The 26,211-nt window shown below is 66.5% G+C and carries 27 protein-coding genes, 2 tRNA genes and 1 riboswitch; of the genes, 12 read left to right on the top strand and 17 right to left on the bottom strand.

The genetic code is table 11. The features are described 5' to 3' along the window. Positions 1 to 9: 9 nt before the first annotated feature. The 4 genes from ACP7AR_RS00750 to hutH are packed head-to-tail and all read right to left on the bottom strand — an operon-like array spanning position 10 to position 5,254. Positions 10 to 915 (bottom strand): arginase family protein, encoded by a 906-nt coding sequence (locus ACP7AR_RS00750; RefSeq protein ID WP_426181465.1) that lies wholly within the window; start codon positions 913 to 915, stop codon positions 10 to 12. Continuing rightward, positions 899 to 2,062 (bottom strand): imidazolonepropionase, encoded by a 1,164-nt coding sequence (gene hutI, locus ACP7AR_RS00745; protein WP_426181462.1) that lies wholly within the window; start codon positions 2,060 to 2,062, stop codon positions 899 to 901. Before hutI ends, ACP7AR_RS00750 begins: the two co-directional genes overlap by 17 nt. Continuing rightward, entirely contained in the window at positions 2,059 to 3,726 is a 1,668-nt protein-coding gene (gene hutU / locus ACP7AR_RS00740; protein ID WP_426181459.1) for a urocanate hydratase, read from the bottom strand. The genes hutI and hutU overlap by 4 nt, the downstream gene beginning before the upstream one ends. After that, the gene (hutH, locus tag ACP7AR_RS00735; RefSeq protein WP_426181456.1) at positions 3,719 to 5,254 is read right to left on the bottom strand and encodes a histidine ammonia-lyase; all 1,536 of its coding nucleotides are present in this window, start codon (positions 5,252 to 5,254) and stop codon (positions 3,719 to 3,721) included. Before hutH ends, hutU begins: the two co-directional genes overlap by 8 nt. Positions 5,255 to 5,306: 52 nt before the next feature. Between hutH and ACP7AR_RS00730 the strand changes: the two genes are divergently transcribed. Next, a complete protein-coding gene (locus ACP7AR_RS00730; protein ID WP_426181453.1) occupies positions 5,307 to 6,092 on the top strand; it encodes an IclR family transcriptional regulator in 786 nt (261 codons plus the stop codon). Between the two features lie 143 nt (positions 6,093 to 6,235). Here the strand turns inward: ACP7AR_RS00730 and ACP7AR_RS00725 are convergent, their stop codons facing one another. Then, complete coding sequence (locus ACP7AR_RS00725; RefSeq protein WP_426181450.1) at positions 6,236 to 6,370, bottom strand: hypothetical protein; 135 nt, start codon at positions 6,368 to 6,370, stop codon at positions 6,236 to 6,238. 142 nt (positions 6,371 to 6,512) lie between these two features. Here ACP7AR_RS00725 and ACP7AR_RS00720 point away from each other — a divergent pair, with 142 nt between their 5' ends. Then, positions 6,513 to 7,433: an AEC family transporter gene (locus ACP7AR_RS00720; RefSeq protein ID WP_426181448.1), complete on the top strand. Its 921-nt coding sequence runs from the start codon at positions 6,513 to 6,515 to the stop codon at positions 7,431 to 7,433. Positions 7,434 to 7,471: 38 nt separating this feature from the next. Continuing rightward, positions 7,472 to 8,353, top strand: a complete 882-nt coding sequence (locus ACP7AR_RS00715) for a metallophosphoesterase (protein WP_426181445.1) — start codon at positions 7,472 to 7,474, stop codon at positions 8,351 to 8,353. Positions 8,354 to 8,428: 75 nt separating this feature from the next. Here the strand turns inward: ACP7AR_RS00715 and ACP7AR_RS00710 are convergent. The 4 genes from ACP7AR_RS00710 to galU all read right to left on the bottom strand — a co-directional run bounded on the left by ACP7AR_RS00710 (position 8,429) and on the right by galU (position 11,025). Further along, positions 8,429 to 8,501: transfer RNA gene (locus ACP7AR_RS00710), tRNA-Ala, on the bottom strand. 54 nt (positions 8,502 to 8,555) lie between these two features. Beyond that, positions 8,556 to 9,413 carry a hypothetical protein gene (locus tag ACP7AR_RS00705; RefSeq protein WP_426181443.1) on the bottom strand — a complete coding sequence of 286 codons (858 nt, stop codon included), beginning with the start codon at positions 9,411 to 9,413 and terminating at the stop codon, positions 8,556 to 8,558. A gap of 74 nt (positions 9,414 to 9,487) precedes the next feature. Then, positions 9,488 to 10,117 (bottom strand): GNAT family N-acetyltransferase, encoded by a 630-nt coding sequence (locus ACP7AR_RS00700; RefSeq protein WP_426181441.1) that lies wholly within the window; start codon positions 10,115 to 10,117, stop codon positions 9,488 to 9,490. A 20-nt stretch (positions 10,118 to 10,137) separates the two neighbouring features. Further along, positions 10,138 to 11,025, bottom strand: a complete 888-nt coding sequence (galU, locus tag ACP7AR_RS00695; RefSeq protein ID WP_426181438.1) for a UTP--glucose-1-phosphate uridylyltransferase GalU — start codon at positions 11,023 to 11,025, stop codon at positions 10,138 to 10,140. A 50-nt stretch (positions 11,026 to 11,075) separates the two neighbouring features. Here galU and ACP7AR_RS00690 point away from each other — a divergent pair, with 50 nt between their 5' ends. The 3 genes from ACP7AR_RS00690 to mscL are packed head-to-tail and all read left to right on the top strand — an operon-like array spanning position 11,076 to position 12,395. After that, the gene (locus tag ACP7AR_RS00690; protein ID WP_426181436.1) at positions 11,076 to 11,672 is read left to right on the top strand and encodes a 5-formyltetrahydrofolate cyclo-ligase; all 597 of its coding nucleotides are present in this window, start codon (positions 11,076 to 11,078) and stop codon (positions 11,670 to 11,672) included. Between the two features lie 15 nt (positions 11,673 to 11,687). Then, the gene (locus tag ACP7AR_RS00685; protein ID WP_426181433.1) at positions 11,688 to 11,960 is read left to right on the top strand and encodes an FmdB family zinc ribbon protein; all 273 of its coding nucleotides are present in this window, start codon (positions 11,688 to 11,690) and stop codon (positions 11,958 to 11,960) included. Between the two features lie 27 nt (positions 11,961 to 11,987). Beyond that, positions 11,988 to 12,395 carry a large conductance mechanosensitive channel protein MscL gene (gene mscL, locus ACP7AR_RS00680; protein WP_426187557.1) on the top strand — a complete coding sequence of 136 codons (408 nt, stop codon included), beginning with the start codon at positions 11,988 to 11,990 and terminating at the stop codon, positions 12,393 to 12,395. A 236-nt stretch (positions 12,396 to 12,631) separates the two neighbouring features. Here mscL and ACP7AR_RS00675 read toward each other — a convergent pair whose 3' ends face one another. Continuing rightward, positions 12,632 to 16,294, bottom strand: coding sequence for an AAA family ATPase (locus ACP7AR_RS00675; protein WP_426187555.1), 3,663 nt, complete (start codon positions 16,292 to 16,294; stop codon positions 12,632 to 12,634). Positions 16,295 to 16,505: 211 nt separating this feature from the next. Between ACP7AR_RS00675 and ACP7AR_RS00670 the strand changes: the two genes are divergently transcribed. Next, positions 16,506 to 17,015, top strand: coding sequence for a methylated-DNA--[protein]-cysteine S-methyltransferase (locus ACP7AR_RS00670; RefSeq protein WP_426181431.1), 510 nt, complete (start codon positions 16,506 to 16,508; stop codon positions 17,013 to 17,015). A gap of 62 nt (positions 17,016 to 17,077) precedes the next feature. On the opposite strand, the gene ACP7AR_RS00665 is transcribed toward ACP7AR_RS00670, so the two are convergent. Next, positions 17,078 to 18,697 carry a solute symporter family protein gene (locus ACP7AR_RS00665; RefSeq protein ID WP_426181429.1) on the bottom strand — a complete coding sequence of 540 codons (1,620 nt, stop codon included), beginning with the start codon at positions 18,695 to 18,697 and terminating at the stop codon, positions 17,078 to 17,080. Positions 18,698 to 18,708: 11 nt separating this feature from the next. Next, positions 18,709 to 19,056, bottom strand: a complete 348-nt coding sequence (locus tag ACP7AR_RS00660; RefSeq protein WP_426181426.1) for a DUF485 domain-containing protein — start codon at positions 19,054 to 19,056, stop codon at positions 18,709 to 18,711. Between the two features lie 109 nt (positions 19,057 to 19,165). Here ACP7AR_RS00660 and ACP7AR_RS00655 point away from each other — a divergent pair, with 109 nt between their 5' ends. The 3 genes from ACP7AR_RS00655 (at position 19,166) to ACP7AR_RS00645 (ending at position 20,848) form a co-directional block, all read left to right on the top strand. After that, the gene (locus ACP7AR_RS00655; protein ID WP_426181424.1) at positions 19,166 to 20,023 is read left to right on the top strand and encodes a LuxR C-terminal-related transcriptional regulator; all 858 of its coding nucleotides are present in this window, start codon (positions 19,166 to 19,168) and stop codon (positions 20,021 to 20,023) included. 28 nt (positions 20,024 to 20,051) lie between these two features. Continuing rightward, a riboswitch (guanidine-III (ykkC-III) riboswitch) is annotated at positions 20,052 to 20,119 on the top strand. Between the two features lie 11 nt (positions 20,120 to 20,130). Next, positions 20,131 to 20,457, top strand: coding sequence for a DMT family transporter (locus ACP7AR_RS00650; RefSeq protein ID WP_426181421.1), 327 nt, complete (start codon positions 20,131 to 20,133; stop codon positions 20,455 to 20,457). Positions 20,458 to 20,503: 46 nt separating this feature from the next. Next, entirely contained in the window at positions 20,504 to 20,848 is a 345-nt protein-coding gene (locus tag ACP7AR_RS00645; protein ID WP_426181418.1) for a histone-like nucleoid-structuring protein Lsr2, read from the top strand. A gap of 8 nt (positions 20,849 to 20,856) precedes the next feature. Here ACP7AR_RS00645 and ACP7AR_RS00640 read toward each other — a convergent pair whose 3' ends face one another. Further along, the gene (locus ACP7AR_RS00640) at positions 20,857 to 21,444 is read right to left on the bottom strand and encodes a MarR family winged helix-turn-helix transcriptional regulator (RefSeq protein ID WP_426181415.1); all 588 of its coding nucleotides are present in this window, start codon (positions 21,442 to 21,444) and stop codon (positions 20,857 to 20,859) included. A gap of 74 nt (positions 21,445 to 21,518) precedes the next feature. Between ACP7AR_RS00640 and ACP7AR_RS00635 the strand changes: the two genes are divergently transcribed. Then, on the top strand, positions 21,519 to 23,693 hold the full coding sequence (locus tag ACP7AR_RS00635) for an MMPL family transporter (protein ID WP_426181413.1): 2,175 nt from the start codon (positions 21,519 to 21,521) through the stop codon (positions 23,691 to 23,693). A 28-nt stretch (positions 23,694 to 23,721) separates the two neighbouring features. Here ACP7AR_RS00635 and ACP7AR_RS00630 read toward each other — a convergent pair whose 3' ends face one another. Continuing rightward, the gene (locus ACP7AR_RS00630; protein WP_426181410.1) at positions 23,722 to 24,102 is read right to left on the bottom strand and encodes a hypothetical protein; all 381 of its coding nucleotides are present in this window, start codon (positions 24,100 to 24,102) and stop codon (positions 23,722 to 23,724) included. A 113-nt stretch (positions 24,103 to 24,215) separates the two neighbouring features. On the opposite strand from ACP7AR_RS00630, the gene ACP7AR_RS00625 reads away from it, so the two are divergent. Continuing rightward, a complete protein-coding gene (locus tag ACP7AR_RS00625; protein ID WP_426181407.1) occupies positions 24,216 to 24,479 on the top strand; it encodes a hypothetical protein in 264 nt (87 codons plus the stop codon). A gap of 36 nt (positions 24,480 to 24,515) precedes the next feature. On the opposite strand, the gene ACP7AR_RS00620 is transcribed toward ACP7AR_RS00625, so the two are convergent. The 3 genes from ACP7AR_RS00620 to ACP7AR_RS00610 form a co-directional block, all read right to left on the bottom strand. Further along, positions 24,516 to 24,587: transfer RNA gene (locus tag ACP7AR_RS00620), tRNA-Arg, on the bottom strand. Between the two features lie 39 nt (positions 24,588 to 24,626). Further along, positions 24,627 to 25,124, bottom strand: a complete 498-nt coding sequence (locus ACP7AR_RS00615; protein ID WP_426181404.1) for an HNH endonuclease — start codon at positions 25,122 to 25,124, stop codon at positions 24,627 to 24,629. Positions 25,125 to 25,450: 326 nt separating this feature from the next. After that, positions 25,451 to 26,185 (bottom strand): M23 family metallopeptidase, encoded by a 735-nt coding sequence (locus ACP7AR_RS00610; protein WP_426181401.1) that lies wholly within the window; start codon positions 26,183 to 26,185, stop codon positions 25,451 to 25,453. Positions 26,186 to 26,211 lie beyond the last annotated feature (26 nt).

Genomic DNA, 26,211 nt, shown 5'->3' with positions numbered 1-26,211 from the left:
AGGTCGGGGTCAGCGCCCGGCGAGACCGGCCAGCAGTTCCAGCACGCACAGCGCCGCGAGACGCACGGTACGCCCGTCAGGCGCATCCGCGGTCGCGTCGACCTCAGCGATGTCCGCGCTGACGACTCCGGTGTCGCCGGCGAGGGAACGGACCAGCGCCCGCAACTCGAACGCGGCGAGTCCGCCGGGCACGCTGGCGGGACACCCCGGCACGGCTGATCGATCCGCGACATCGACATCGACATCGAGATGGATGCGCGCTGCGGCAGCCCCACCCGCGATCTCATGCGCTTCACCCGCCACGTCTTCGATGCCGCGGCGACGCAGTTCGTCGAGGGTGATGACGCGGATGCCCCAGTCAGCCGCGCGCTGCGCATATGCTGCGGAGTTCGCATAGTCGGCGATCCCGATCTGCACGATGCGCGTCGGATCGATGCGCTCATCCACCGGAGCATCCTCGACCAGTCGGCGCACGGGCGAGCCGTTCGAGACGCCGTCGCGCAGATCGAAGTGCGCATCGATCGTGATGAGCCCGTTCGCACCTGCCCCGCGCGCCACCGGGTAGGTGAGGGAGTTGTCTCCACCGAGCGCGATGACGAGGTCCGTGCCCGCCGCAAGGGCTGACACCCGAGCGACTGTCCTCGCGATACCGGCATCGCCGTCCGGCTCGATGACGTCGCCGGCATCCACGATGCGCAATGCCGCATCGAGATCGACGACCGGGGGGCCCATCAGCGTCGGGCTGTAGCGGGACAGCGCCTCCCGGATCGCGGCCGGCGTCGCGTGCGCACCTGTGGGCGACAACGAGGTGTGCCACGTCGGAACACCCAGGATCGCGGCATCCGCCCGCTCTCCCGCCGCGAACGACGGCCAGCCGCCGGCCCGCGGCCAGAGATCATCATGCGCGAGAGACATGGGTCGCACCGTCCTTCCAGACCTGGTGCACGAGCGGCACACCCGGCCGGTAGGCGAGATGAACGTGGGTCGGTGCGTCGAGCAGCACGAGGTCGGCGCGCGCGCCGGGGGCGATCACGCCGATGTCATCGCGGCGCAGCGCACGTGCGCCGCCGGCTGTCGCCGCCCACAGCGCCTCCGAGGGCGTCATGCCCATGTCGCGCACGGCGATCGCGATGCAGAACGGCATGGACGAGGTGAAGCTGGATCCCGGATTGGTGTCGCATGCGAGCGCGACGGTCACTCCGGCGTCGAGCAGGCGCCGGGCATCGGGATACGGCTGACGGGTCGAGAACTCCACACCGGGCAGCAGCGCGAGTACGGTGTCAGAGCCGGCGAGAGCTGCCACGTCTTCGTCGGTGAGGTAAGTCCCGTGGTCGATCGACGCAGCGCCGAGCTCCACAGCGAGCTGCACGCCGTCTCCTGGACCGAGCTGGCTGGCGTGCACGCGCGGTGAGAGCCCGCGCGCGATGCCGGCCTCGAGCACCCTCCTGGACTGTTCGACGGTGAAGGCACCCGTCTCGCAGAACACGTCGATCCACCTCGCGTGCGGAGCGCACGCATCCAGCATGGGACCGGTGACGAGGTCGACATATTCGTCTGGGCGCTCCGCGTACTCCACCGGCACCACATGCGCGCCGAGGAATGTCACTTCCGGAGTGACCTCGGCGGCGAGGCGCACCAGGCGCTCCTCGTCGGCGACCGTCAGGCCGTAGCCGCTCTTGATCTCGACCGTGGTCGTACCCTGTGCGCGCAGCTCGTCCATGAATCCGCGCAGCCGCGCGCGCAGTTCATCGTCGGTCGCGGTTCGGGTGGCTGCGACCGTCGAGCGGATGCCACCAGCGGCATACTTCTGCCCGGCCATCCGCGCTTCGAACTCGGCCGCGCGGTCGCCGGCGAAGACGAGGTGACTGTGGCTGTCCACGAAACCGGGGATGAGAGCGCGCCCCGCCGCGTCGAACACGTCGGATCCACCCACCGCAGGCGCGTCGTCGGCCGCACCCACCCAGGCGATCCGGCCGTTCTCGATGAGCACGGCGGCGTCATGCAGCGTGCCGGCGTCGGAGTTCGTCGTGAGTTCGCCGATGTCGGTGATCAGGGTGTTCATAGCATCGGAACCTTCAGCCCGCGCTCACGGGCGATATCGCGTGCATGCTCGTATCCGGCGTCGACGTGACGCATCACCCCGGTGCCGGGGTCGTTAGTGAGCACACGCTCGAGCTTCTCGGCGGCCTGCGCTGTACCGTCTGCGACGCACACCTGGCCGGCGTGGATGCTTCGCCCTATGCCGACGCCGCCACCGTGATGCAGCGACACCCAGGACGCACCGGATGCCGTGTTGAGCAACGCGTTCAGCAGCGGCCAGTCGGCGATGGCATCCGAGCCGTCCTTCATCGCCTCTGTCTCGCGGTACGGCGAGGCGACCGAGCCCGAGTCGAGATGGTCGCGGCCGATGACGATCGGCGCTTTCAGCTCGCCGGCCGCGACCATCTCGTTGAACTTCACTCCCGCGAGGTGCCTCTCCTGGTAACCGAGCCAGCAGATACGCGCCGGAAGTCCCTCGAAGTGCACCTTCTCGCCCGCCTGCTCCAGCCAACGGTGCAGGGCAGCGTCTTCGGGGAAGAGCTCGGCGATGGCCCGATCGGTCTTGTAGATGTCCTCCGGGTCCCCGGAGAGCGCCACCCAGCGGAAGGGCCCTCGCCCCTCCTCGAACTGCGGCCGAATGTATGCGGGGACGAAGCCGGGGAACTCGAAGGCGCGCTCGAAGCCGCCGAGCTCCGCCTCACGGCGGATGGAGTTCCCGTAGTCGAAGACCGCCGCACCGGCATCCTGGAATCCCACCATCGCGGCGACATGCGCAGCCATCGATGAGCGGGATCGACGGGTGAACTCCTCCGGATCCCGCTCTGCCTCGGACTTCCACTCCTCGATCGAGACGCCGATCGGCAGGTACGCCAGCGGATCGTGCGCACTGGTCTGATCGGTCACGATGTCGATCGGCACACCGCGGCGCAGCAGTTCGGGGAAGACCTCGGCGGCATTGCCGACGACTCCCACCGACAGTGGCTCACCTGATTCTTTGGCAGCGAGAACCCGTGTCACCGCGGCATCGAGATCGGCGGCGTTCTCGTCGAGATATCCGTGCTCGACGCGACGGACGAGGCGCGTCTCGTCGACGTCGACGATCAGCACGACGCCGCCGTTCATGGTGACTGCCAGCGGCTGGGCGCCGCCCATGCCGCCGGCGCCGGCGGTGAGCGTGAGCGTCCCTGCGAGAGATTCGCGGCTGAGCGAACGCGCCACTGCGGCGAAGGTCTCGTACGTGCCCTGCAGGATGCCCTGTGTGCCGATGTAGATCCACGAGCCGGCGGTCATCTGCCCGTACATGGTGAGCCCCAGAGCCTCGAGCCGGCGGAACTCCGGCCAGGTGGCCCAATCGCCGACGAGGTTCGAGTTCGCGATCAGCACCCGCGGAGCCCACTCGTTCGTGCGGAACACACCCACCGGCTTACCTGACTGCACGAGCAGCGTCTCGTCCGGCTCGAGCTCGTCCAGCGTGCGGATGATCGCGTCGTATGCCTCCCACGACCGCGCGGCTCTGCCGGTGCCGCCGTACACCACGAGATCTTCCGGATGCTCCGCGACCTCAGGGTCGAGGTTGTTCATCAGCATCCGCTTGGCGGCCTCAGCGCCCCAGCTCTTCGCGGTGCGCTCGGGGCCGCGCGCGGCCCTGATGCCTGCGCTCACTGAGCCTGTCGAAGTGTCAGACATGTGCGTTCTCCTTAGCAGCACGGGCGACGGCGCCCGATCGGACGAGTTCGGTGACGGCTTCCATCTCCGGGGAGAGGAAGCGATCGGGCCCTGGGCCGTCGGCGACGGTGCGGACGAGGTCGCGCACGGCGCCCGTCGCCGGGCCCGCCTCGAGCGGCGCACGCAGGTCGAGAGCGCGCGCACCGGTGAGCACCTCGATCGCGAGCACACGGGTCAGGCCGTCTATCGCACGGCGCAGCTTGCGGGCCGCGGCCCACCCCATCGACACGTGATCCTCCTGCATCGCCGACGACGGGATCGAATCGACGGATGCCGGAACAGCGAGGCGCTTCAGCTCGGAGACGATCCCCGCCGCGGCGTACTGCGCGATCATGAGACCGGAATCGACGCCCACCTCGTGGGCGAGGAAGGGGGGAAGGCCCCGGCTGCGAGCCGGGTCGAGCGCACGGTCGGTGCGGCGCTCGGAGATGCTCGCGACATCGGCGACGCTGATCGCGAGGAAATCGAGCACGGCGGCGACCGGTGCCCCGTGGAAGTTGCCGTTCGACTCGATGCGCCCATCGACCGTGATCACCGGATTGTCGATGACGCTCGCGAGTTCGCGAGAGGCGATGTTCGAAGCATGCTCCATGGTGTCTCGCGCCGTGCCGTGCACCTGCGGCGAGCAGCGCAGTGAGTACGCGTCCTGCACGCGGCCGTCTTCAGGGCCGGCGTGGCTGGCGACCATCGGCGAATCGGCCAGGAACACCCTCAGGTTCGCAGCGGAGCGAGCCTGCCCCGTCTGCGGACGCAGTGCCATGAGGTCGGCGGCGAACACGGCATCCGTTCCGAACTGGCTTTCGATCGACATGGCCGCGGCGATGTCGGCCGTCGTGAGCAGCGTCTCGAGATCGTGCAGGGCGAGCAGCAGCATCCCCAGCATCCCGTCGGTGCCGTTGATGAGCGCGAGGCCCTCCTTCTCGACCAGCACGAGCGGTTCGATACCGGCGGCGGCGAGAGCGTCGGATGCCGGCACGAGCGAGCCGGACGCATCGCGCACCTCCCCCTCGCCGATCGCGGCGAGCGCGATGTGCGCGAGCGGTGCCAGGTCGCCGGAGCAGCCCAGCGAGCCGTACTCGCGCACCACCGGAGTGACTCCCGCGTTGAGCATCGCGGCGTAGGTCTCCACGACCCGGCGACGCACTCCCGTCCTGGCGGATGCGAGCGTCTGCAGTCTCAACAGTTGCAGCGCTCGAACCACCTCGACCTCGACCTCGGCACCGGTGCCCGCCGCGTGGGAGCGGATCAGGCTCGCCTGCAGCTGGCGACGGCGTTCGGGAGCGATGAAGGTCGTGGCGAGAGCACCGAAACCGGTTGAGACGCCATAATGCGGATGCGGATCAGCGGCGAGCTCTTCGATGACGCCCCGGGTCTCAGCCACCTTTCTCATCGCTTCGCCATCGAGCGCGACGGATGCTCCGTGGCGGGCCACGGCGACGACTTGTTCGGGTGAGAGTGGCGCAGCACCGACGAGGACGGGTTCAGTCATGCCTTGATTCCACACCGCCGCGCTGGCGTCGGACAGGTGATGGTGACATCCTGTGTCTGTGATCCCAGACAACGCGCATCAGCAGGTGCCGGCCGCGGAGCACACGCTGCGCATCCTGCGCCACCTCGCAGCGCGGACGGCTCCCGTCGCGGCATCCGCCATCGCACGAGACCTCGGGCTTCCGCGGTCCACGGTGTATCACCTGCTCACGACGCTCGCAGCGTACGGGTTCGTGCTGCATCTGCGCGAAGAGCAGCGCTGGGGGCTCGGCACCTCCGCTTTCGAGCTGGCGGGAGGGTATGCACGCCAGCAGCCACTCGCACGGCTCGGACGCCCACTCATCGCCTCGCTCGCAGATCGGGTCGGCGAGAGCGCGCACCTCGCCGTGATGAGCGGGAGCGATGTGCTCTACATCGTCGAGGAGCGTGCTCACCGACGTCCGGCACTCGTGACAGACGTCGGGGTCCGGTTGCCGGCGCACCTCACCGCGACGGGCCGGGCGATGCTGGCAGCACTCCCCCGCGAGCAGGTGCGAGCGCTGTATCCCGATGCCTCCGCATTCCCCTCGCGGACAGGACTCGGCCCCACTCGTCCGAGCGAGCTGCGTGAGTTGCTGCGCAGCATCCGCGTCGCCGGCTTCGCCACCGAGGACGGCCAGGTGAGCGCTGGCCTGTCATCCGTCGGCGTCGCCGTCATGGACCCCTCCGGCTGGCCGGTCGCCGCGGTCGCCGTGACCTGGCCGGAGGACCCGACGTCGCGGCGTGACGTCGCCAAGCTCGCAGCGGTGGTCGACGACACAGCACAGGAACTCGCCAGGCGACTTCAGGGCAGAACGTGAGTCTGATTCCTGGCGCAGGGTGATGCGCACGTGGACGGACCGGAGCCTGCCGACGTCGCGACGTGAAAGGGGCCGGCCCCGCAGGATGCCGACGATCGTCGACGCCTGCGGGGCCGGCCCGAAGGGAACCCCTATCGAGTTGCTCAGCCGTTCGCGCCCTTGCGAGGTTTGATGAACGATACGGGTTCCTGCTTCGCGCGCTTGGCCGCGCGCTTCTCCTTCAAGGACGCCTTGGCGACCTTCTTGCCGTCGCGTGCTTGTGGTGCCTTGCCTGACATCTGACTCGCTTCCCCTTCGGTTGGCTGGCGTGTGTAACCTCCGACCATAGCCGGTATCCATCCGAAGTCAAATTACCCGGTGAGCAGGAAAAAAAGTGTCGTCTGATCCTTCACGTGATCCAGCGCCCAGTACGCTCTAAGGGTGCTCGATACTCTCACCGGATTCGTCGTCGTGGGACTCGCCATCGCCGTCGGATACATCATCGGTCGTATCGACCTGCTCGGTGAGCACGCCCGCCATGTGCTCGGGCGCCTCACCTTCTTCGTGCTCTCGCCTTTCCTGCTGTTCACTGTGCTGGCGCAGGCCGACGCTGGGGTGCTGTTCTCGTCGCTGCTGCCGGTGTCAGCCGTCGCCGCAGTGGTGGTGATCGCGGCATACGCACTGGTCGCGAGGCTGATCTGGAAGCGCAGTGTCGGCGAGACCGTGATCGGCGCTCTTTCCGCCGGCCAGGTCAACTCGAACAACATCGGCATCCCCCTGTCGCTGTACCTGCTCGGCAGCGCCGCGTATCCGGCACCCGTCATCCTTCTCCAGCTGCTCGTCTTCACGCCGATCTCGTTGACGATCCTCGACGCCGTCACCAGCGGCAAGACGTCGGCATGGCGCACCTTCGTACGCACGGCGACGAACCCGATCATCCTCGGCTCCGCTCTCGGCACGCTGGTCTCGGTGCTCGGAATCGATCTGCCGCCGATCGTCATGGAGCCCGCCCTGCTGCTGGCGAACGCCTGTGTCCCGGTGCTGCTGATCAGTTACGGCATCTCGCTGCACGGTCAGAAGGTCCTCGGCTCTTCACACCGCCGGCGCGACGTGCTCCTCGCCAGCTCGCTGAAGCTGCTCGCCATGCCCGTCATCGCCTGGGCCGTCGCGCAGTTCGTCTTCGGCCTGTCCGCCCACGAGGTGCTGATCGTCGTGGTGCTCGCGGCCCTGCCGACCGCCCAGAACGTCTTCAACTACTCGCAGCGCTACGACATCGGCGAGTCGATCTCGCGCGACACGGTGTTCATCACGACCATCGGATGCGTGCCTGTGCTGCTGATCGCGACGTTCCTACTGGGTTGACTCTTGGGCTGAGCCCGCGAGACTGCAAGAGTGTCACCATGAGCGCACTCCGCATCCTGCATCTCAGTGACACGCACTTCTCCGGCGACGGCGGCCGCCATTACGGCGTGGTCGACACCGCCGAGCACCTGCGCCGCGCGCTCTCGCATGTGGGGCACCTCACGTTCGATCTCGTCGTGGTCTCCGGTGACGTCAGTCAAGACGGATCGGAGGAGTCCTACCGACAGGTCAGGGACGCTGTCACGCCGTGGGCGCGCGCCCGTGGAGCCCGTGCGGTCTTCGCCATGGGCAATCACGATCAACGCGGCGCTTTTCGCGCAGTGCTGGGGAGCGGCCAGCCGGATGCCGACGAGCAGCAGCCGCCCGGCGTCGATCTCGACCGCCCAGTGGTGTCTCTGGTCGCTCAGGACGGCTGGCGGATCGTGGTGCTCGACACCTCTGTTCCCGGCGCCGGCTATGGGCACCTGGAGTCCGAGCAGCTTTCCTTCCTGAAGGAGATCCTCGCCGAGCCCGCCGCACACGGCACCGTGGTGATCGTGCACCACCCGCCGTTGCCCGCACAGACTGCGCTGCTGCAGGCACTGGCGCTCGACGAACACGACGGCCGGGAACTTCTCGACATCGTCCGCGGCACGGATGTGCGTGTGATCCTCAGCGGTCACTATCACCTGCCGATCACGGAGATCGTCGCGGGCGTACCCGTGACGGTTGCTCCTGGCGTGACGAATCTCGCTCGCGCGTTCGCGGATCCGGCCGAGGAATCTGCCATCGACGGCTTCGGAGGCTCGGTCGTGACCATCGACGGCGACCACGTGCGGATCGTGCCGTTCGTCGAACGTCTGACGCCCGACGATGTGGTTTTCCACTACGACGCCGATGTGGTGGCCCAGATCATCCAGGACGCCGGCCGCGCGAACTGAGCGAGCGACGCCGGCCCCGGACACAGAACAGGCCCCGCCGAAGCGGGGCCTGTTCTTCACTGTCTCAACACAGTGTGGACCTAAGGGGATTCGAACCCCTGACCTCCTCGATGCGAACGAGGCGCGCTACCAACTGCGCCATAGGCCCGTGAACCTCAGTTAGATTATCACGCCCGAACGGTGCGCCGCGCCGAGAACAGACTCAGCCTGCGGCACGTCGCTCGAGAAGCTGTCGCACGTGCTGTTCGATCTCGGCATCGTCCACGAAGCCCATCCGGGCATATGGCGAGGACGTCTCCTTTGCCGCGGGCAGCGAGATCGGGGCAGGTGCCGCCATCTGCTCCGCGCGCTCACGAAGCGCGGCCACCCGAGCGGCTCGGCGCAGTTCGTGCTGCGCCTCGATCTCCGCCATGGCGATCTGGGTGGCAGAACCGGTCACAGCCACCATCGACTCCGGCAGCCGCCTCGGCGTCCACGAAGCACGCCCCTGATCATGCAGCGGAGGCGAGACGCGAGCCGGCGCTTCCTCTACGACGGGGTATGCGGGTCGGCGTGCGGCGCGACGAGAGACGGATGCCATCTTCTGCAATGTGACCGCGGCCACGAGGCCGAGAGCACCCCCGACCCAGATCAGCAGCTGCGCACCGCCGGTCAGAAGCTGCCACACACCGAGCCCTGCCACTGCGAGACCAGCGAACAACAGCACGGTTCCGACCACGCGCACGCGGCGACGAGCACGAGCCTGACGCACGACCGGGTCGGCGCGGGTCGCTGCGAGCTCTTCACGGAGCCGGAGCAGTTCAACCGATTCCTTCTCCGACTGCAGCCGCTTCGCCAGCTTCTGCTGAGCGTGCGCGGTACGGGCGTTGAGTTCGAGGTGCACCTCTGCCGGAGTCTCGCTCGTCTCCGCGAGCACGCGCAGTGCCTGATTCAGCCGCACAGCGTTCCGCTCCGAGGTGTTGTACTGGTAGCGTCCGCGCCACGACGGGAGCAGATACAGCATCCAGAGCAGCACCGCGACGAGGACGATAACGCCCCCACTCAGCACCGGCCCATTCATAGGGTCAACGGTATGCGACCGGGCGCCCCCTGCCCCTCAGTCCGGGCGCGTGTCGCCACGCGGGACGATGAATCTCAGATCGAAAGACGGTCAGAGGGCGGGACCATCGCGGCATCCTGCGGGACACGCCCGCTCAGCCAGCGCGCGAGCACGCCCTCCGGAGCATCCTCACGGGTGAGCGCGAATGCGTAATGATCGCGCCAGTCGCCGTCGATGTGGATGTAGCGGCGACGCAGCCCTTCGTATCGGAAACCGAGTTTCTGAACGACCCGCAGGCTCGCCTCGTTCTCCGGGCGGATGCAGATCTCCATGCGATGCAGCCCGTACTCTCTGAACGACGCGTCGGTGGCGAGCGCCACAGCGGTCGGAGTGATGCCCTTGCCTGCGAATCTCTCGCTGACCCAGTATCCGATAGTTGCAGAGCAGAGCGACCCTCGGGCGACGCCCCACACATTCAGCTGCCCGGCGATCTCGCCGTCGTACTCCATCACGAACGGGTATCCCCCGCCGTCTCGGTACTGCTGCAGCAGACGACGGATGCTGAGACGCATATCGAAGGACGCCGACCCATTCGGGATCGTCGCCTCCCAGCGCTGCAGCCAGGCACGGTTGTTCAGCAGTTCGTGCTGCAGCACGCGCGCGTCACGCGTCCTGATGAGCCGAAGCTCCACCGGACCGTGACGGTGCCCCTGCAGCAAATCCATACGCACCTCGCCCGTAACGCCTAGAGGCGCTCGCTGAATTCCTTCAGCCACGGTCGCAGTTCGGCGCCGAGGTCGTCGCGGTCTGTCGCGAGCTGCACGATCGCCTTGATGTAGTCGACCCGATCGCCGGTGTCGTAGCGACGTCCACGGAAGATCACGCCGATCACACCAGGGCCCTCGGTGTCTGCGGCGAGTTCCTGCAGCGCGTCGGTGAGCTGGATCTCCCCGCCCTTGCCCGGCTCGGTGCGCTCGAGGATGGGGAAGACCTCAGCCGGCAAGATGTAGCGACCGATGATGGCGAGGTTGGAGGGGGCATCCTCAGGGGCGGGCTTCTCGACGAGACCCGTGACCCGCACGATATCCGCATCGTCGGTCGCCTCGACGGCTGCGGCGCCGTAGAGGTGGATGTTTGACGGGTCGACCTCCATCAGCGCCACGACGGTCGCGCCGGTGCGCTCGTGCACGTCGATCATCGTGGTCAGCAGCTCATCGCGTTCGTCGATGAGGTCGTCACCGAGCATCACCGCGAACGAGCTGTCGCCGACGTGCGTCTTGGCGCGCAGCACCGCGTGCCCGAGCCCCTTGGGCTCGCCCTGGCGAAGGTAGTGGATGTCGGCGAGATCGCTGGACTTCATGACGCGCTCGAGGCGCCCCATGTCACCCTTCTCGGTGAGCTTCACCTCGAGCTCAGGTACCGAGTCGAAGTGATTCGAGATCATGTTCTTGTTACGGCCGATGATCACGAGGATGTCATCGATGCCGGCCGCAGCGGCCTCTTCGACGACGTACTGGATCGCCGGCTTGTCCACTACCGGGAGCATCTCCTTCGGCATCGCCTTCGTTGCAGGCAAGAACCGCGTACCAAGGCCAGCTGCCGGAATCACTGCCTTCATTTTCTGGTGTCCCATCAGCCCAGCTTAGCGGGGGCACTCGTCCTGGCGACACGTAGACTCGAAGCATGTCCACCGACATCGAGCAGGAGAAACGCGCCTTGCGTGCGGAGCTGCGAGAGCGCCGACAGTTGCTCTCCGACGCTCAGCGCGAGGCCGCAGCATCCGGCATCCGCGAGCAGCTCGACGCTCTCGTCGCTGCACACTCCGCCGAATCGATCTCCTGCTTCCTCTCCGCCACGACCGAGCCGGGCACCAGGGCCTTCGTCACTGCAGCCGTGCAGCGGGGCATTCGCGTACTGTTGCCCATCACCCGCGCGGACGGATTGCTGGATTGGGCCGTCGCTGACGATTCGGACGACGTCACCGAGGGACTGTTCGGGCTCCCCGAGCCGACCGGCGAGGTGCTCGGCCCGATCGCGGTGAACGACGTCGACCTCATGATCATCCCCGCAGCGGCGGTCGACCGCACCGGGATGCGGCTCGGGTGGGGTCGCGGTTATTTCGACAAGACCATCGGGTCCATGGAGAGATGCCCGCCGGTGTATGCCGTGACCTATGATTCCGAGATACTCGATTCCCTTCCGCGAGAGATGCACGACCAGCCGGTCACCGGCGTCGTGACACCCACTCGCACCCTCACCCTGTCGCCTGCGCGGCACTGATCCATCCGAGACGATATGCCCACCTATGCCTATGCCTGCACTTCGTGCGGTCACCAGTTCGACGCTGTCCAGAGCTTCTCCGAAGATGCCCTCGCCATCTGCCCCGAGTGCGGCGGCGCTCTGCGGAAGCAGTACGGCTCGATCGGCGTGACATTCAACGGATCGGGCTTCTATCGCACCGACTCCCGGAGTGGCGGTGGCGGGAAGACAGATTCTTCGTCATCATCGAAATCGGAGTCTTCGACGAGTTCCACCCCGGCGCCCGCGTCGACTCCCGCCTCGACCTGAGGTCTGCATCAACAGATGGGGGTTCCCGTGTTCCAGGGATTCAAGGAATTCATCACCAAGGGCAATGTCATCGATCTTGCTGTCGCCGTCGTCATCGGCGGCGCATTCACGGCCATCGTCAACGCGGTGGTCTCCAGCATCATCAATCCGCTCGTCTCGTTGTTCTTCAAAGCGGATGCCGCCGGCAACTTCGGCCCCCAGCTGACGAGCATCTACGGCGACCCGGTGACCTTCCCACTCGGCGAGCTGATCTCCGCGATCATCAGCTTCCTCGCCGTTGCGCTGGTCGTGTACTTCGTGTTCGTCGTGCCGATGAACAAGTACAAGGAGCGCCAGGCGGCACGAAACCCCGCGGTCGAGGAGGAGACCCTGCCGACTGAGCAGGAGCTGCTCATCGAGATCCGCGATCTGCTCCGCAAGGATGCGCTGAACTGACGCGATCTCCACATGAAGGCCCTCATCTCCATGCGGAGGTGGGGGCCTTTCAGTAGTGCGGGGGGACGTCGTCCAGCATCCGCTCGTCGTTCGGGCCACCACCCGGCCTCTTCGTGCGTGCGGGATTCGTCACAACGTCCGGCGACGGGTCCGTATGTGGGGCCGGCGTGAGCTGCGCGCGCCGGCTGCCAGGCACACGGACGACGCGCTGACGCTCTGGATCAGACGACTTCTCCTCAGGCATCGCCGGGAAAGTCGATCGGCTGCGTGTCGGTATCGGACCTCACGGCATCCGGAGCGATGCCGAGCACCGCGGCGATGCGCGATGCCGTCGTCACAGGATCGCTGTAGAGATCGAACGCGTGCACACGCACGTAGTGCCATCCCAGGCGGCGCAGCACGTGCGGGCGCAGGCGCAGCGTCTCACGCAGCGACTCGCCACGCGACTCGGGATCCGACTCGATGATGACGGCTTTGCCGCCGTGCTGCGCGACCAGCGGCAGCAGACCGCGATAGTCGACATCGACCGATGCGCCGAGCCTGCGAAGCTCGCGCGCGAGAGCGAGGGTGAGGGGGTCGGCGAGATCCTCGAGGCGCGAATCGCGGCCGCGGGCGGCGAGCCCGCCGAGGATCGACATGAGGGTGGAGGCGCCGTGCTCCAGCCGTCCGTCGTCGAATGATGACGGGCGGATGGATGAGACCAGCACCATCGATCGGCGCGCCCTCGTCATTCCGACGGTCAGCAGTCGCTCGCCGTCAGGGGTGGAAAGGTCACCGAAGTCGCTGAGGACTCGACCGTGCTTGGTCAGGCCGTACCCGAGCGAGAAGATGACGCGGTCGCGACTCTCGGCCACCGACTCCTCGAGAGTGAGCACGGCGAACGGCTCAGCCGTGTCGCGTCCGACGAAGTCGGCGACATCTGATCGCCCGGCGAAGGCGCTGGTCACGGCCGCACGCACGCGCTCGGAATGACGAGCACTCGCGGTGATGACCATGAGCGACTCGGACGGCCGGTGAATCGCATGCTCGACCACGAGCGTCACGACCCGCGCGACCTCGGCGTCAGGGCTTTCGACCGCGCCCGAGATCGGATCAGGGGCACCGACGCCGCCTTCGACGTAGTCGACGGTGAGGCTGCCGCGGCCGAGGTAGGAACCGGCCCATGGCAGCGAAATGATCTCGCCGCCGTAGAACGCGTCGTTGATGAGCTCCGCCAGGTCTTCTCCCCCGGCACGGTAGCTGCGCGTGAGCGTCATGACCGGCAGCAGCTCGGCGAGGCGCTCGAACACCGAGACCTCGTCGAAAGGCACCTCCGCCTCCCACTCGCGGTCTGCATCCACGGCGACCTCGAACGGAGTCGGGCGCTGTGTCACCGGGTCTCCGAAGGCGACCACCTGGCGGGCTCGGCGGATCGCCGGCGCGGCCTCAGCGAGGTTGATGGCCGCGGCATCCACCAGCAGCACCGTGTCGAACTCGACGGAGTCGGGGATCTCCGGCACCTGATACGGCGAAGATATCCATGCCGGCGCGAGCACGTTCATGAGCGTCGGAGCGGCGCTGATTATCTCCGCCGTCGACGGGACGCCCTGCGTGAGCGCACGCCGCAGGTGCTGCGACTCGATGGGTTCATCGACGATCGCGATGCGCCATTGATTCGCCAGCTGCCACGCCAGAAGAGGTCCGGCCATGGAGGCGTGCGCCTCATCCACGAGGCGGAAGTCACGCTCGAGGCGGTCGACGACCGCGGTGTTCGCGCCGAGCAGGGCACGATCGTCCTGCAGTGCGCGTTCGAGCAGCGATTGCCACCACGCGAACTCCAGCTCGTCCGCGACCTGATCCTCGGCCACGTGTCGCACCGAGAGCTCCGCGAGAAGCGGTTCGAGACCAAGGGTCGCGAGAGTGTCACGGATCGTCGCCCGCTCGATCAGGTTGTCGAACACATCCGAGCGTGCGGCAAGACCTGCGAGCGTGCGGACCAGTCGCTCGACAGGCAGCGACGCCAGCGGCTCACGCCGCCCGAGAGCGACATCCAGCTCGGCCAGTTCGGCACTCACCCGCTGCCAGGATCCGTACACATCGGAGAGCCCGAGCGGGATCTCAGGGGCCACACCGGCGTCGACGAAACGCTGCCACTGCGTGCGCTGCTGCTGGATGCGCAGCAGCGCCTCGTGCATCTCCGTGATGTGCACACCAGGGCGCACGTACTCCTTGGCCAGGCGTCGCAGTCGACGGCGGTTGGCGCCCGACATCCCTGGCGCGTCGCGTCGTGAGCCGTGCGCCTGGATCAGTTCGCCCAACGGGCGCTCGAACACGGTCGGGCTGAAGCGGTCGAGCGAGTCGCGGATGCCCTCGATCAGCCGCAGGTATTCTCCGAGCTCATCGATCGTCGCGAACGGACGCATGCGGGTCTGGGAGATGAGCTCGTAGCCGCGCTCCAGCAGGGCGGGAACACTCGATCCGTGCAGCCTGCCTGCCAGCTCGTGCGCGGATCGCGCGGCCTCCGTACTGGTGAAGGAGACCCCGTACCATGGCGAGTCGTTCGGACCGAAGCGGAACTCGCCGAGGCGGGCCGCCTGCACCAAAGCGGCGGCAGCGGCAGTGCGATCGCGGGCGAGGCGGCGCAGCGTCTCGGTGCTCAGCCTCGCCGTGGTCGACGGCGGAGCGGGAAGCGACGCGAGCCTGGCGAGATGGCGCGTGGCATCGAGCACGGACACGTCGAGGCCCGCCACCGGAGTGGTCAGGGCCTTCCGATAGTCGCGCAGCACGGTGCGCAGGCGCACCAGAGCGTCGTCGACGTCACTGACCTTGGGTGCGGTGGCCTTCTCGTTGCGTCCGATAGCGCGCACGAGGTCACGGCGGATGCCGGCCGGCGAGACGGCCAGGCTGTCCAACGCGATGCCTGACAGCCTGTGGCGCACGCCGTCGAGCGTCGAGCGTCGAGCCGAGACGACGAGCACGCGCTTGCCCGCGCGCACGAGTTCACCGAGGGCATTGATCACCGTCTGCGTTCCACCGGTTCCCGGAAGCGTCGCCACCACAAGCGAGTGTCCGGCGGAGATGCGCGCGAGCACGGATTCCTGTTCCGCATCGGCGTCGAGCAGAAGGGTGTCCGAGGCAGGTGCGCGATCGTCGGCACTCGTGATGTGAGGCTCTGGGCGGGCTGCGGTGACCTGCTCGCGGTCGGCGACGTGGCCGGCCAGCGCGTTGAGCAGGGTGTGGTCGAGAGTCCTGCTGTCGCGGGTCATCGCGGCGCCGACATCTGCGAACGTCGACACGACCAGTCGTGGCAGCACCGTGAACGTGTCGATGGACTGCGTTGCCGCGCGCAGGCTGTCGATGACCGGCTGCGGCTTGAAGATGCCGCTGTCATAGGCGAGGGATGCGAGGGCATCCGCATCGATCGTGATGCCGAAATGCTCGCGGGTGACCCGCACGAGCTCAGGGTTCACGATGAAGGCGCCCTGCAGCTTCAATTCGAAGTCGGTGTGGTGTCGACGGATGGCGAGCGGACGCAGCAGGACAGGAGCCGCGAAGTCCGCGCCGCCGATGCGCCAGCCGGCGAGACCGACGGCGAGGTGCACCGCTTCGATGCCTCGCACTGTGCGCAGTTCGGTGTGCTTGGCGGTGATGCGCTCCGCGGCGAGACGAGCGGTACGCAGCCCCACCTCATCCCGGAACAGGTTGGAGAGCAGCGTGGATCTGCCGGTGATGAACTGCGGCAGGCTCCCCGGATGCGCACGGGAGATGTCGATGCCGCCCTCGACCGTATCGCGGTAGTTGACCAGCGGTGATGGTCCGCCGAGGTCTGCGGCCTCGGCACGAAGCCTGGTGCGTTCGGCGTCGGCGACGTGCGCGACCGCGATGGTGATCTGGTCGTCCTGTTGGTCGCCGAGAGTCATCGCGGCGTCCGCTGCCGCGGCATCCGCAGCTTTCTCTTCACGTCGCCACACACAGGACAGACTAGGCTCCGAGGCCGCGCACTCCCTGTATCCCGGGCGGGTTTCACCGTATTGGCCCACTTTTCCTGCACATTCACACTCGTATCGGGGCTTATCCCCCACCCGCAGGTTCGAGTACGCGCCCGTCGGGCGGGCACGTCAGGATGGGGTCATGACGTTCCGCTACGACTTCGCTCCCACGCCGTTCGGCGACGCGCTCGTGGTCTTCTCCGATGAGGGGATCGTGCGCTTCGACCTTTCCGAATCGGTCGATCCGACCGTCCCGTGGCTCCTGGAAGACATCTCCTCCCGCCTCCATGCGGTTCCGGTTCCCGACCCTGGCGCGGCGGACGAACTCGCCCATCTGCTCGACGACTACTTCGCCGGCGTCCCCGTTCGGTTCGATGAGCACGTGCGACTGGACTGGCGACTGATCGAAGGGTTCCACCGCACTGCGCTGCAGACGATCAGCTCGATCGAGTGGGGCCAGACGATGAGCTACGGAGAGGTGGCAGTGGTGGCAGGCAGCCCCGGTGCTGCTCGGGCGGTGGGCACGGCGTGTCGGCTGACGCCGTTCTCGATCATCGTGCCGGTGCACCGCGTCGTGCGCTCGGACGGCACACCGGGGCAGTACGGTGCACACCCGGAGCACAAACGCTATCTGCTCGATCTGGAGCGATAGACGACAGGAACCCCCGAGGTGTGGGCCCTCGGGGGTTCCTGCTGGATGTGACCGGGCGCCTGCTAGTGCTCGGTCGCCTTCTCCGCACCGAAGCCGGTGAGAGAGCGCACGTCCATCTCGGCCGCCAGCTGCGGGGACTCAGCGGTGCGGCTGGTGATCGTGCCGAGCCAACCCAGAATGAAGCCGAGCGGGATCGAGACGATTCCGGGGTTGTTCAACGGCCACAGCACGATGTCGATCGCTGGGATCATCGCCGTCTCCGAGCCCGAGAACACCGGGGAGAAGATGATCAGCACGATCGCCGATCCCAGCCCCCCGTACATGCTCCACACGGCACCGCGCGTGTTGAAGCGCCGCCAGAACAGCGAGTACAGGATCGTCGGCAGGTTCGCGGATGCTGCCACGGCGAACGCCAGCGCGACGAGGAAGGCGATGTTCTGCCCCTGCGCTCCGATGCCACCGAGGATCGCGAGGATGCCGATGACGACCACAGTGCGCCGGGCCACCCTGACCTCGCCGTTCGGGTCGGGGTCAGCCGCCGTCCCGTCATTGTTCTTGCGGTTCTTCTGGATGATGTTCGCGTAGATGTCGTGTGCGAACGACGCGGCCGCCGTGATCGTGAGTCCGGCGACCACCGCCAGGATCGTCGCGAACGCGACGGCCGAGATGAAGCCGAGCAGAATCGGCCCGCCGAGGTGCTGCGCGAGCAATGGCGCCGCCGAGTTCACACCGCCAGGAGCGGCCATGATGACGTCGGCACCGACGAGAGCACCGGCTCCGTAGCCGAGCACGAGAGTCAGCAGGTAGAACCCGCCGATGAGCCAGATCGCCCATACCACCGAGCGACGTGCCTCCTTCGCCGTCGGCACGGTGTAGAACCGCATCAACACGTGCGGCAACCCCGCAGTGCCGAGAACGAGAGCCATTCCGAGCGAGAGGAAGTCCCAGGGGTTCGCACCGTACTGCAGTCCTGGAGCGAGGATGGCCTCGCCAGAGGGCGAGTTCTCGACGGCCGCTTCCAGCAGCGTGTTCAGGCTGAACCCGTTGAGCGCGAGCACCCAGATCGTCATCACGATGGCGCCCGCGATGAGCAGGATGGCCTTGACGATCTGCACCCATGTGGTGCCCTTCATGCCGCCGATGAGCACGTAGACGATCATCAGCACGCCGACCACGCCGATCACTATCGACTGCCCGATCCGTCCGTCGATGCCGAGCAGCAGCGAGACCAGTCCGCCGGCTCCCGCCATCTGGGCGAGCAGGTAGAAGAAGCAGACGGCGAGGGTCGTGATGGCTGCAGCCATACGCACCGGGCGCTGCTTCAGACGGAATGACAGGACGTCCGCCATCGTGAACTTGCCGGTGTTGCGCATGAGTTCCGCGACCAGCAGCAATGCGACCAGCCAGGCGACCAGGAATCCGATCGAATACAGGAATCCGTCGTAGCCGTTCACTGCGATCGCGCCGCAGATGCCGAGGAAAGACGCCGCGGAGAGATAGTCGCCCGCGATGGCGAACCCGTTCTGCGGGCCGGTGAAGGAACGTCCGGCCGCGTAGTAGTCGGCCGCGGTCTTGTTGTTGCGGCTGGCACGGATGACGATGAAGAGCGTCACCGCGACGAATGCGGCGAAGATGGCGATGTTGAGGATGGGATTGTTGTCTGCCGTAGAGGTGGCAGCCATGGGGATGACATTCACGCGCCCGCCTCAGCTTTCTCGAGTTCTTCGCGGATTTCCTGTGCTTTCGGATCAAGCTTCCTGTTCGCGAAAGAGACATAGGCCATGGTGATCGCGAAAGTGGTGACGAACTGTCCCAAGCCGAGCAGCAATCCGACAGTGACGTCGCCCCACACACGCTGTCCCATGAAATCCGTCGCGAATGCTGCGAGGAGCACATAGACGAAATACCAGATGAGGAAGAATGCGGCCATGGGGAAGATGAATGAGCGCTGGGTCTTCTTCAATTGCCGGAATCGTGGTGATTCCTCGACGGCGATGTAGTCGATTCCACCGGGCGGTGCAGAGTCGATTCGGTCGGTCATGGGGCCTCCTTGCCACATGTCGGGAGCCCGCGCGGTGGTGCCGCGCGAGTGGTAGGGTCGACGCTACGAAACGGGGCACGGCGTCGTCACCCCCGAAAGTAGGTACTTGGTGAGCACCACGATCACAATGGACCCAGAAGCAGATGTCGTCGCTCATGCGGTGCGGGAGCTGTCTCGTCGCACCCGCTTCCCCGTCGCATTCGGCGGACTGATCGAAGATGGCGTCGTCTCGGTGACCAGCATCGTTGGCAACCGCACGCGAAGCCTCGAGGGCCTCAGCGTGCGACCGGAGCGCGGCCTCGGCGGCCGCGCGATGACAGAGCTGCGCCCCCGTATGACCAGCGACTACGGAGCCTCTCGGCAGATCACCCACGACTACGACGGATTCATTCTCGGGGAGGGACTGCGCACCCTTCTGGCCATCCCGATCGTCGTCGGGGGGCGCTCGCGCGGAGTGCTCTACGCCGGCGCCTGGCAGGAGACGCCCGTCGGCGGGGTGAGCACCGCCCCTGCGATGAACGTCGCTGAATCCGTGGCATCAGAACTGCGAGTCCGTGATGAGGTGGAGCGGCGCATGCGTTCCTTCTCTCCGCGTCCCCCGAGCTTCTCCCCCTCTCGGCTCGAGGAACTACGAGAGAGCTTCGCGGATCTGCGCAGCATCTCCGCGGACGTCACGGATCCGGAGATGCGCGAGCGACTCACCAGGCTCGAGAAGCGGCTGCTCACGGTCGCCGGCGAGGAACCGCCTGTCGCGACCGGCCCCGTATCGACGGTCCATCTCTCGCCGCGCGAGACCGATGTGCTGGCCTGTGCGGCGCTCGGCGCGACGAATGCCGAGATCGCATCCCAACTCGGGTTGCGCGAGGGGACGGTCAAGGCCTACCTCGGCACGGCGATGTCGAAGTTGGATGCGTCCACCAGGCATGCTGCTGTCGCACGGGCGCGGCGGGCCGGGCTGTTGCCCTGACACTGCCCAGGATCGCCCGGTATTCTGAATCTGGTCGCCCTCTGCGACACCGGACGAGGTGAACCAGTACCCGGAACGCGAAAAGACTGGCTCCGAAGGAGCAGACCATGTCGTGGATCATTCTCATCGTCTCCGGAGTTCTCGAAGCGGTCTGGGCGACCGCTCTCGGAAAATCCGACGGTCTTTCCAAGCTCTGGCCGAGCGTCGTGTTCTTCGTCGGACTCGCGCTGTCGATGTTCGGCCTCGCCTGGGCGATGAAGGATATCTCCACAGGCACGGCATATGCGGTTTGGGTGGGAATCGGCGCATCTCTGACCGTCGTCTACGCGATGATCACCGGAGACACCGATATCTCCTGGGTGCGGATTCTGCTGTTGCTCGGTCTTGTCGGCTGCATTGTCGGTCTCAAACTCATCGATCCTGGTCACGAATAGAAGGGCAATTGTTGTCGGTGCATTCTTTCGCGCGTAAGCTGACGAAATGGCCCGACGTATTGTGCATCAGCTCGTAGACGACCTCGATGGAACTGTTCTGGGAATCGGAGAGGGCGAAACCGTCCATTTCTCTCTCAACAGCACGGCATATGAAATCGATCTGACGATCGAGAATGCGGAGGCGTTCCGCGAGGCACTGGAGCCGTACATCTCGGCCGCTCGACGAGCATCGTCGTCCACCTCATCGCGCGGAGGCTCGCCACGCAAACGATCCGCCGGCTCCCCTGAGACGGCTGCGATCCGCGAGTGGGCGAACGCCAACGGCTACACGGTCTCCGAGCGTGGTCGCATTCCGGGAACCATCGTGGACGCGTACCGCGCCGCCCACTGATCTTCCACTCACGCTTCTTCGGAGGTCGCCCACGGCTCCTCGCCGAGGGCGATCTCCGTCGTCATGTCCACGAGGAACCGCCGGACGACATCGCGCTCCTGCGCTGACAACCTGGCCGCTGCGATGAATCGGCGGGCGTGCTGTCTGCCGACCGTCTCGATCGCTGATCTGCGCGTCTCCGGAGTGATCGCTATCGCCAGCGCTCGTCGGTCGGACGGATGCGGTGAGCGGGTGATGTGACCACCGCGTTCGAGCCGGTCGAGCAGCTTGGTCGTGGACGCGGTGGAGATGCCCAGGTGGGCGGAGATCCCACCCGGGGTGGCGGTGATCCCGCTGTTCTCGCACGCGATGAGGAAGTGCAGCGCCCGCATGTCCGTCTGATTGAGCTTCATGTAGCGAAGCGATGCCTCGGACAGCTTCTGCTCGGCGTCGCGGAGCCCGCCGAGCGCCTGCATGAGACCGCTGATGTCGCGGATGTCCTCCTCGGACATCCCCGCGCGGTCGACGAGTTCACCGGCAGGATCGCTGACATCGACGTCGTAGATCCCCTGCCCGACCGCGAAGGATCTTGATTCGGCTTCGTCGGATGCAGGCATGATGTTGATGCTATCTCCTTCACTCTTTTCATGCTAAGGTTTCTTCTCGCCAGGCTAGCTAAATTGGGGACGACATGGTTGACGACAGCGATTCGACACGGCGCGTTCGCGTGCGCCGCCACTCTTGGGCTCGGGTGCTCATCCCCGTGGTGCTGATTCTCGCCTGGGTCATCGGTGCAGGACTCGGCGGACCGCTGTTCGGCAAGGTCGATGAAGTCTCCTCGAACGATCAGACCAGTTACCTTCCCTCGTCGGCGGATGCCACGAAGGTGCAGGCGCTGCTGAGCGAGTTCAACGACGGCGATTCGATCCCGGCGATCGCTGTCTTCGTGGGAGACGAAGAGCTCACCGATGAGGACCTCGAGACGATCGCGGATGCCGTGGCAGATGCGCCGTCGCTGGAGGGCATCAGCGACGAGGTCTCCCCCGCGATCGCATCGGATGACGACATGGCGGCTCAGGCGTTCATCCCGATAGAGAGCGACGCCGAGCTTGCGGAGACCGCGCAGTCGCTCAGCGCGCAGCTGCAGGATGAGGCGCCGGACGGCGTCACTGTCTACATCACGGGCCCTGCCGGCTTCAGCGCGGATCTGGTGGCCGGATTCTCCGGCATCGACGGGCTGCTGCTCGGCGTCGCCCTGCTGGCGGTGTTCGTGATCCTGATCCTGGTGTACCGCTCACTGCTGCTGCCGATCGTGGTGCTCTCTACTAGCCTGTTCGCCCTGTGCGTCGCGCTGCTGGTGGTCTGGTGGCTGGCGAAGGCCGAAGTGCTGCTGCTCAGCGGGCAGACGCAGGGCATCCTGTTCATCCTGGTGATCGGCGCCGCCACCGACTACGCCCTTTTGTTCGTCGCGCGCTTCCGAGAGGAGCTGCGCGTCACACACGACAAGGGTGCGGCTGTGCTGTCCGCATGGAAGGGCTCCTTCGAGCCGATCCTCGCCTCCGGCGGAACGGTGATCGCCGGGCTGCTCTGCCTGCTGTTGAGCGATCTGAAGTCCAACAGCACGCTCGGCCCCGTCGCCGCGATCGGCATCCTCTTCGCGATGCTCTCCGCGCTCACGCTGCTTCCGTCGATGCTTCTCCTGTTCGGCCGCGCAGTGTTCTGGCCACGTCGCCCCGCGTTCGAGCCGGATGTCGTTGCCGAAGAGAACGGCATGCCCAGCAAGGGACTCTGGGCGAAGCTCGCCGGCCTCATCAAGCGCCGCCCACGCGTGATCTGGATCGCGACGACACTGGTGCTGCTGGCAGGCGCCGCAGGCGTCACGCAGCTCAACGCCGTCGGTGTTCCTCAGTCCGACCTCGTGATCGGCGAATCCGAAGCGCGCGACGGACAGGTGGCGCTCGGCGAGCACTTCCCCGGTGGCTCCGGAAGTCCCGCTTACGTCGTCGTCGACGAGGCGTCGCTGCAGGATGTCGCCGACGTGCTGCTCTCGAATGACGGCGTGGATGCGGTCGCCGTCAACGCGTCCGACTCCCCCAGCGGCACCGCGAACGTCACCTCCGACGGCATCTCGGCCGTCGGCCCTCCAGGCACGCCTGCTCCCGCACCCACGGTCGTCGACGGCGAAGTCATGCTGCAGGCGACGCTGACCGATGCCGCGGACTCCGACGCCGCAGCATCCACGGTTCGCGACATCCGCACCGAACTCGCCGACTACGACGCGCTCGTCGGAGGCGTGACGGCGACGTCGATCGACACGAACGACGCTTCCATCCATGACCGCAATCTGATCATCCCTGTGATCCTCGTCGTGATCATGCTGATCCTGATGCTGCTGCTGCGCTCGATCCTCGCGCCAGTGCTGCTGATCCTCACCACTGTGCTCTCCTTCGGCACCGCTATGGGCGTCTCGGCGCTCGTGTTCAACGGGATCTTCGACTTCCCTGGCGCGGATCCGGCAGTGCCGCTGTACGGCTTCGTGTTCCTGGTCGCGCTCGGCATCGACTACAACATCTTCCTGATGACACGCGTGCGCGAGGAGTCGATCGCGCACGGCACGAGGCAGGGTGTGCTCCGCGGGCTCGCCATCACCGGCGGCGTGATCACCTCTGCAGGCCTTGTGCTCGCGGCGACGTTCGCCGCACTGTCCGTGATCCCGATCCTGTTCCTCGTGCAGCTGGCGTTCATCGTCGCCTTCGGTGTGCTGCTCGACACGTTCGTCGTGCGCTCCCTGCTGGTTCCTGCGCTGAGCTATGACATCGGTCGCAAGATCTGGTGGCCGTCGAAGTTGGGGCGCGGCGAGGAGTGATTCGTCGCCCTTCCGCGGGCCACTCGATTCAGACGAAGGCGGGCAGGAACGACACGAGGAAGCCGACGAGGCCGGCGATCGTGAAGATGATGCCGAGTGTGAGGAGCAGGCGCCTGCCCATCGGAGGATGGATCCGCGCGTTCTCGGGGCTCCTGGTGCTGACGTAACCGCGGTGCCAGTCCTCTGCGACCAGCTCGGATTCCCGCAAGGGCCGCTCGTGGAAGTCTCCTCGAGCGAACCAGCGGGCGATCGCGACGCCGTCACGTTCGATGACCGCGATGTCGACACGCTCCCAGTGCCCTTCGGCGAGCGCGACCATGCCGGCTACGACCAGCAGCGGGATGCCGACCCCGAGCCCGATCCATGACATCGCCTCGCCGACGGCGGCGAGGGTGTCGATGATCTGCACCTGCTCATCGTATTGCGTATAACGCGCGGCACCTCTCCGGTCAACCGGGTCGTGTCGTGCGCGATGGGGATCTAGCCTGGTTGATTCAGATCGATCGAGAGGATGGACAGCTGATGAGCGGCATCGAAGATCAGGGCCTGCGCCCCGAGAAGGTCGAAGCGGCACCCACGGACGAGTCCGAGACGCCGTCGGATCTCGAGCAGCATGATGCGGAGGAGCCGTCGACAGAGGATCTGCGGGAGCCGAGCACCGAGAAGGAGCCCGGCGAAGAGCCCAAGGCGCAGGACGCGTCGCAGCCGGAGGAGCCCAGCCACGAAGCCGTCGGCATCGGTATCATCGGTCGCCCCCAGACCGAGATGGAGGACGAGACCGATTGACGTCGGCGACGCTCCATCGACGCTGGACGGAATCGGTGCCCCTGGAGGGACTCGAACCCCCAACCGTTTGCTTAGGACGCAACTGCTCTTCCATTGAGCTACAGAGGCTGGCCAGACAAGTCTATCCGCCCGAACCGGCGCGCGCTGTCACGCGGCCAGCGCGAGATACGGTTCCCAGCACGGGTCGCTGCGCTCTGTGCCTCGCACGGTCCACGCCGTTCCGTGCGGTGGACGCGGCGCGAAGCGCAGCTCCCATCGCATCTCCTGCGGCGTGCGGTCGCTCTTGACGTTGTTGCAGCGCAGGCAGCAGGCGACGAGGTTCTCCCAGGAGTCGGCTCCCCCGCGCGAACGCGGAAGCACATGATCGATCGTGGATGCGGTCTTGCCGCAGTAGCCGCAGCGGTGATTGTCCCGGCGCAGCACTCCACGCCGAGTGACAGGTACGCGTCTGCTCATCGGCAGGCGCACGTATCTGCGGAGGATGATGACGGCCGGACGATCGTACGGCCCGCGCGCACCCCAGACGGGATCGTCTTCCACGCGTTCGATCACGGTGGCCTTCTGATTCATCACGAGCACCAGGGCTCGTTTGAAGGACACCACCGCAAGCGGCTCATACCCGGCGTTCAGAACAAGTGTGCGCATCGTCATCCTCTCGATCCGCCGGGACGGCTTCCCGGCACTCTCGAATCACACGACGTCACTCGGACGGCAGAACGTACGCAGGGACGAAAAAAGGCGCCGTCTCAGAGACAGCGCCTTTCGCACACGACAACATCGGTGCATCCCTGCGGGCGATGCCGAAGGACGTAACGACCCAGCGCATCCATGGTGCGGATGCTCGGTATTCGTTCCATCGGCTTCTCCCGTCCGTGCGACGACGGGATCAGATTAGCCCATCGCACCGACGGATGACGAAACGCCGAGTGAACACTCAGCCCCGTGTCGCGCCGAGAATCCGGCCGACGGACTCAGCCGGCGTTCGCAGCGAGCCAGGAATACGGCTCGAGGATGCTGCCGTTGACATGAACCTCGAAGTGCAGGTGGTTCGCCGTGGATCGGCCTGTGCTGCCGACCGCGCCGATGAGCTGACCCGCCGCCACCGTCTGTCCTGCCTGGACCTGGCGGGTTCCGTTGGTCATGTGCGCGTACGTCGTCGAGACGGCCTGGCCGCCGATGACGTGGTCGATCACGACAGCGACACCGTATCCGTAGTAGCTCTCGGACGACACGCGAACGACACCGGCCGCTGCCGCATAGATGGGCGTACCCGCCGGGGCGAGCATGTCGGCGCCGTCGTGTCCGCCGCTCGTCGTGCGTCCCTCGGTGTACGAACCGCGAGGAAGCGGGTAGCGAACTTCACCTGAACCGGGAGAGACGAGGGCGTAGCTTCCTACGTTGATGCTTCCGCCGGAAGAGGAGGCGGCCGATGCTGCCGCAGCCCTCGATGCGGCGGCGGCTGCCGCTGCCGCGGCCGCGGCGGCCTTCTTCTTGTCGATCTCCTCCTGCGTCGTCGCGCTGTACGTCGAACGATCAAGAGGAGAGGCGGTGGCCGCGGATGCCACGACGAGAGACTGCGAGTCTTCTGCGGCGATCTGCTGAAGGGTGGCTGTCGCGTCGACCGGCGTCGAGGATGCGGCGTAGGCAGGCAACGCGACGGCGGCGACGAGCGCGCCCACTGCGCCGAAGATGGCGATCGACCGCATCGGCTTGATCATCTTGCGCGCGACGT

The sequence above is a fragment of the Microbacterium sp. TWP3-1-2b2 genome (genome assembly GCF_049896145.1).
Lineage (GTDB): Bacteria > Actinomycetota > Actinomycetes > Actinomycetales > Microbacteriaceae > Microbacterium.
The sequence above is the reverse complement of the archived record's forward strand: the minus strand, read 5'-3'. Positions and strand labels throughout refer to the sequence as shown.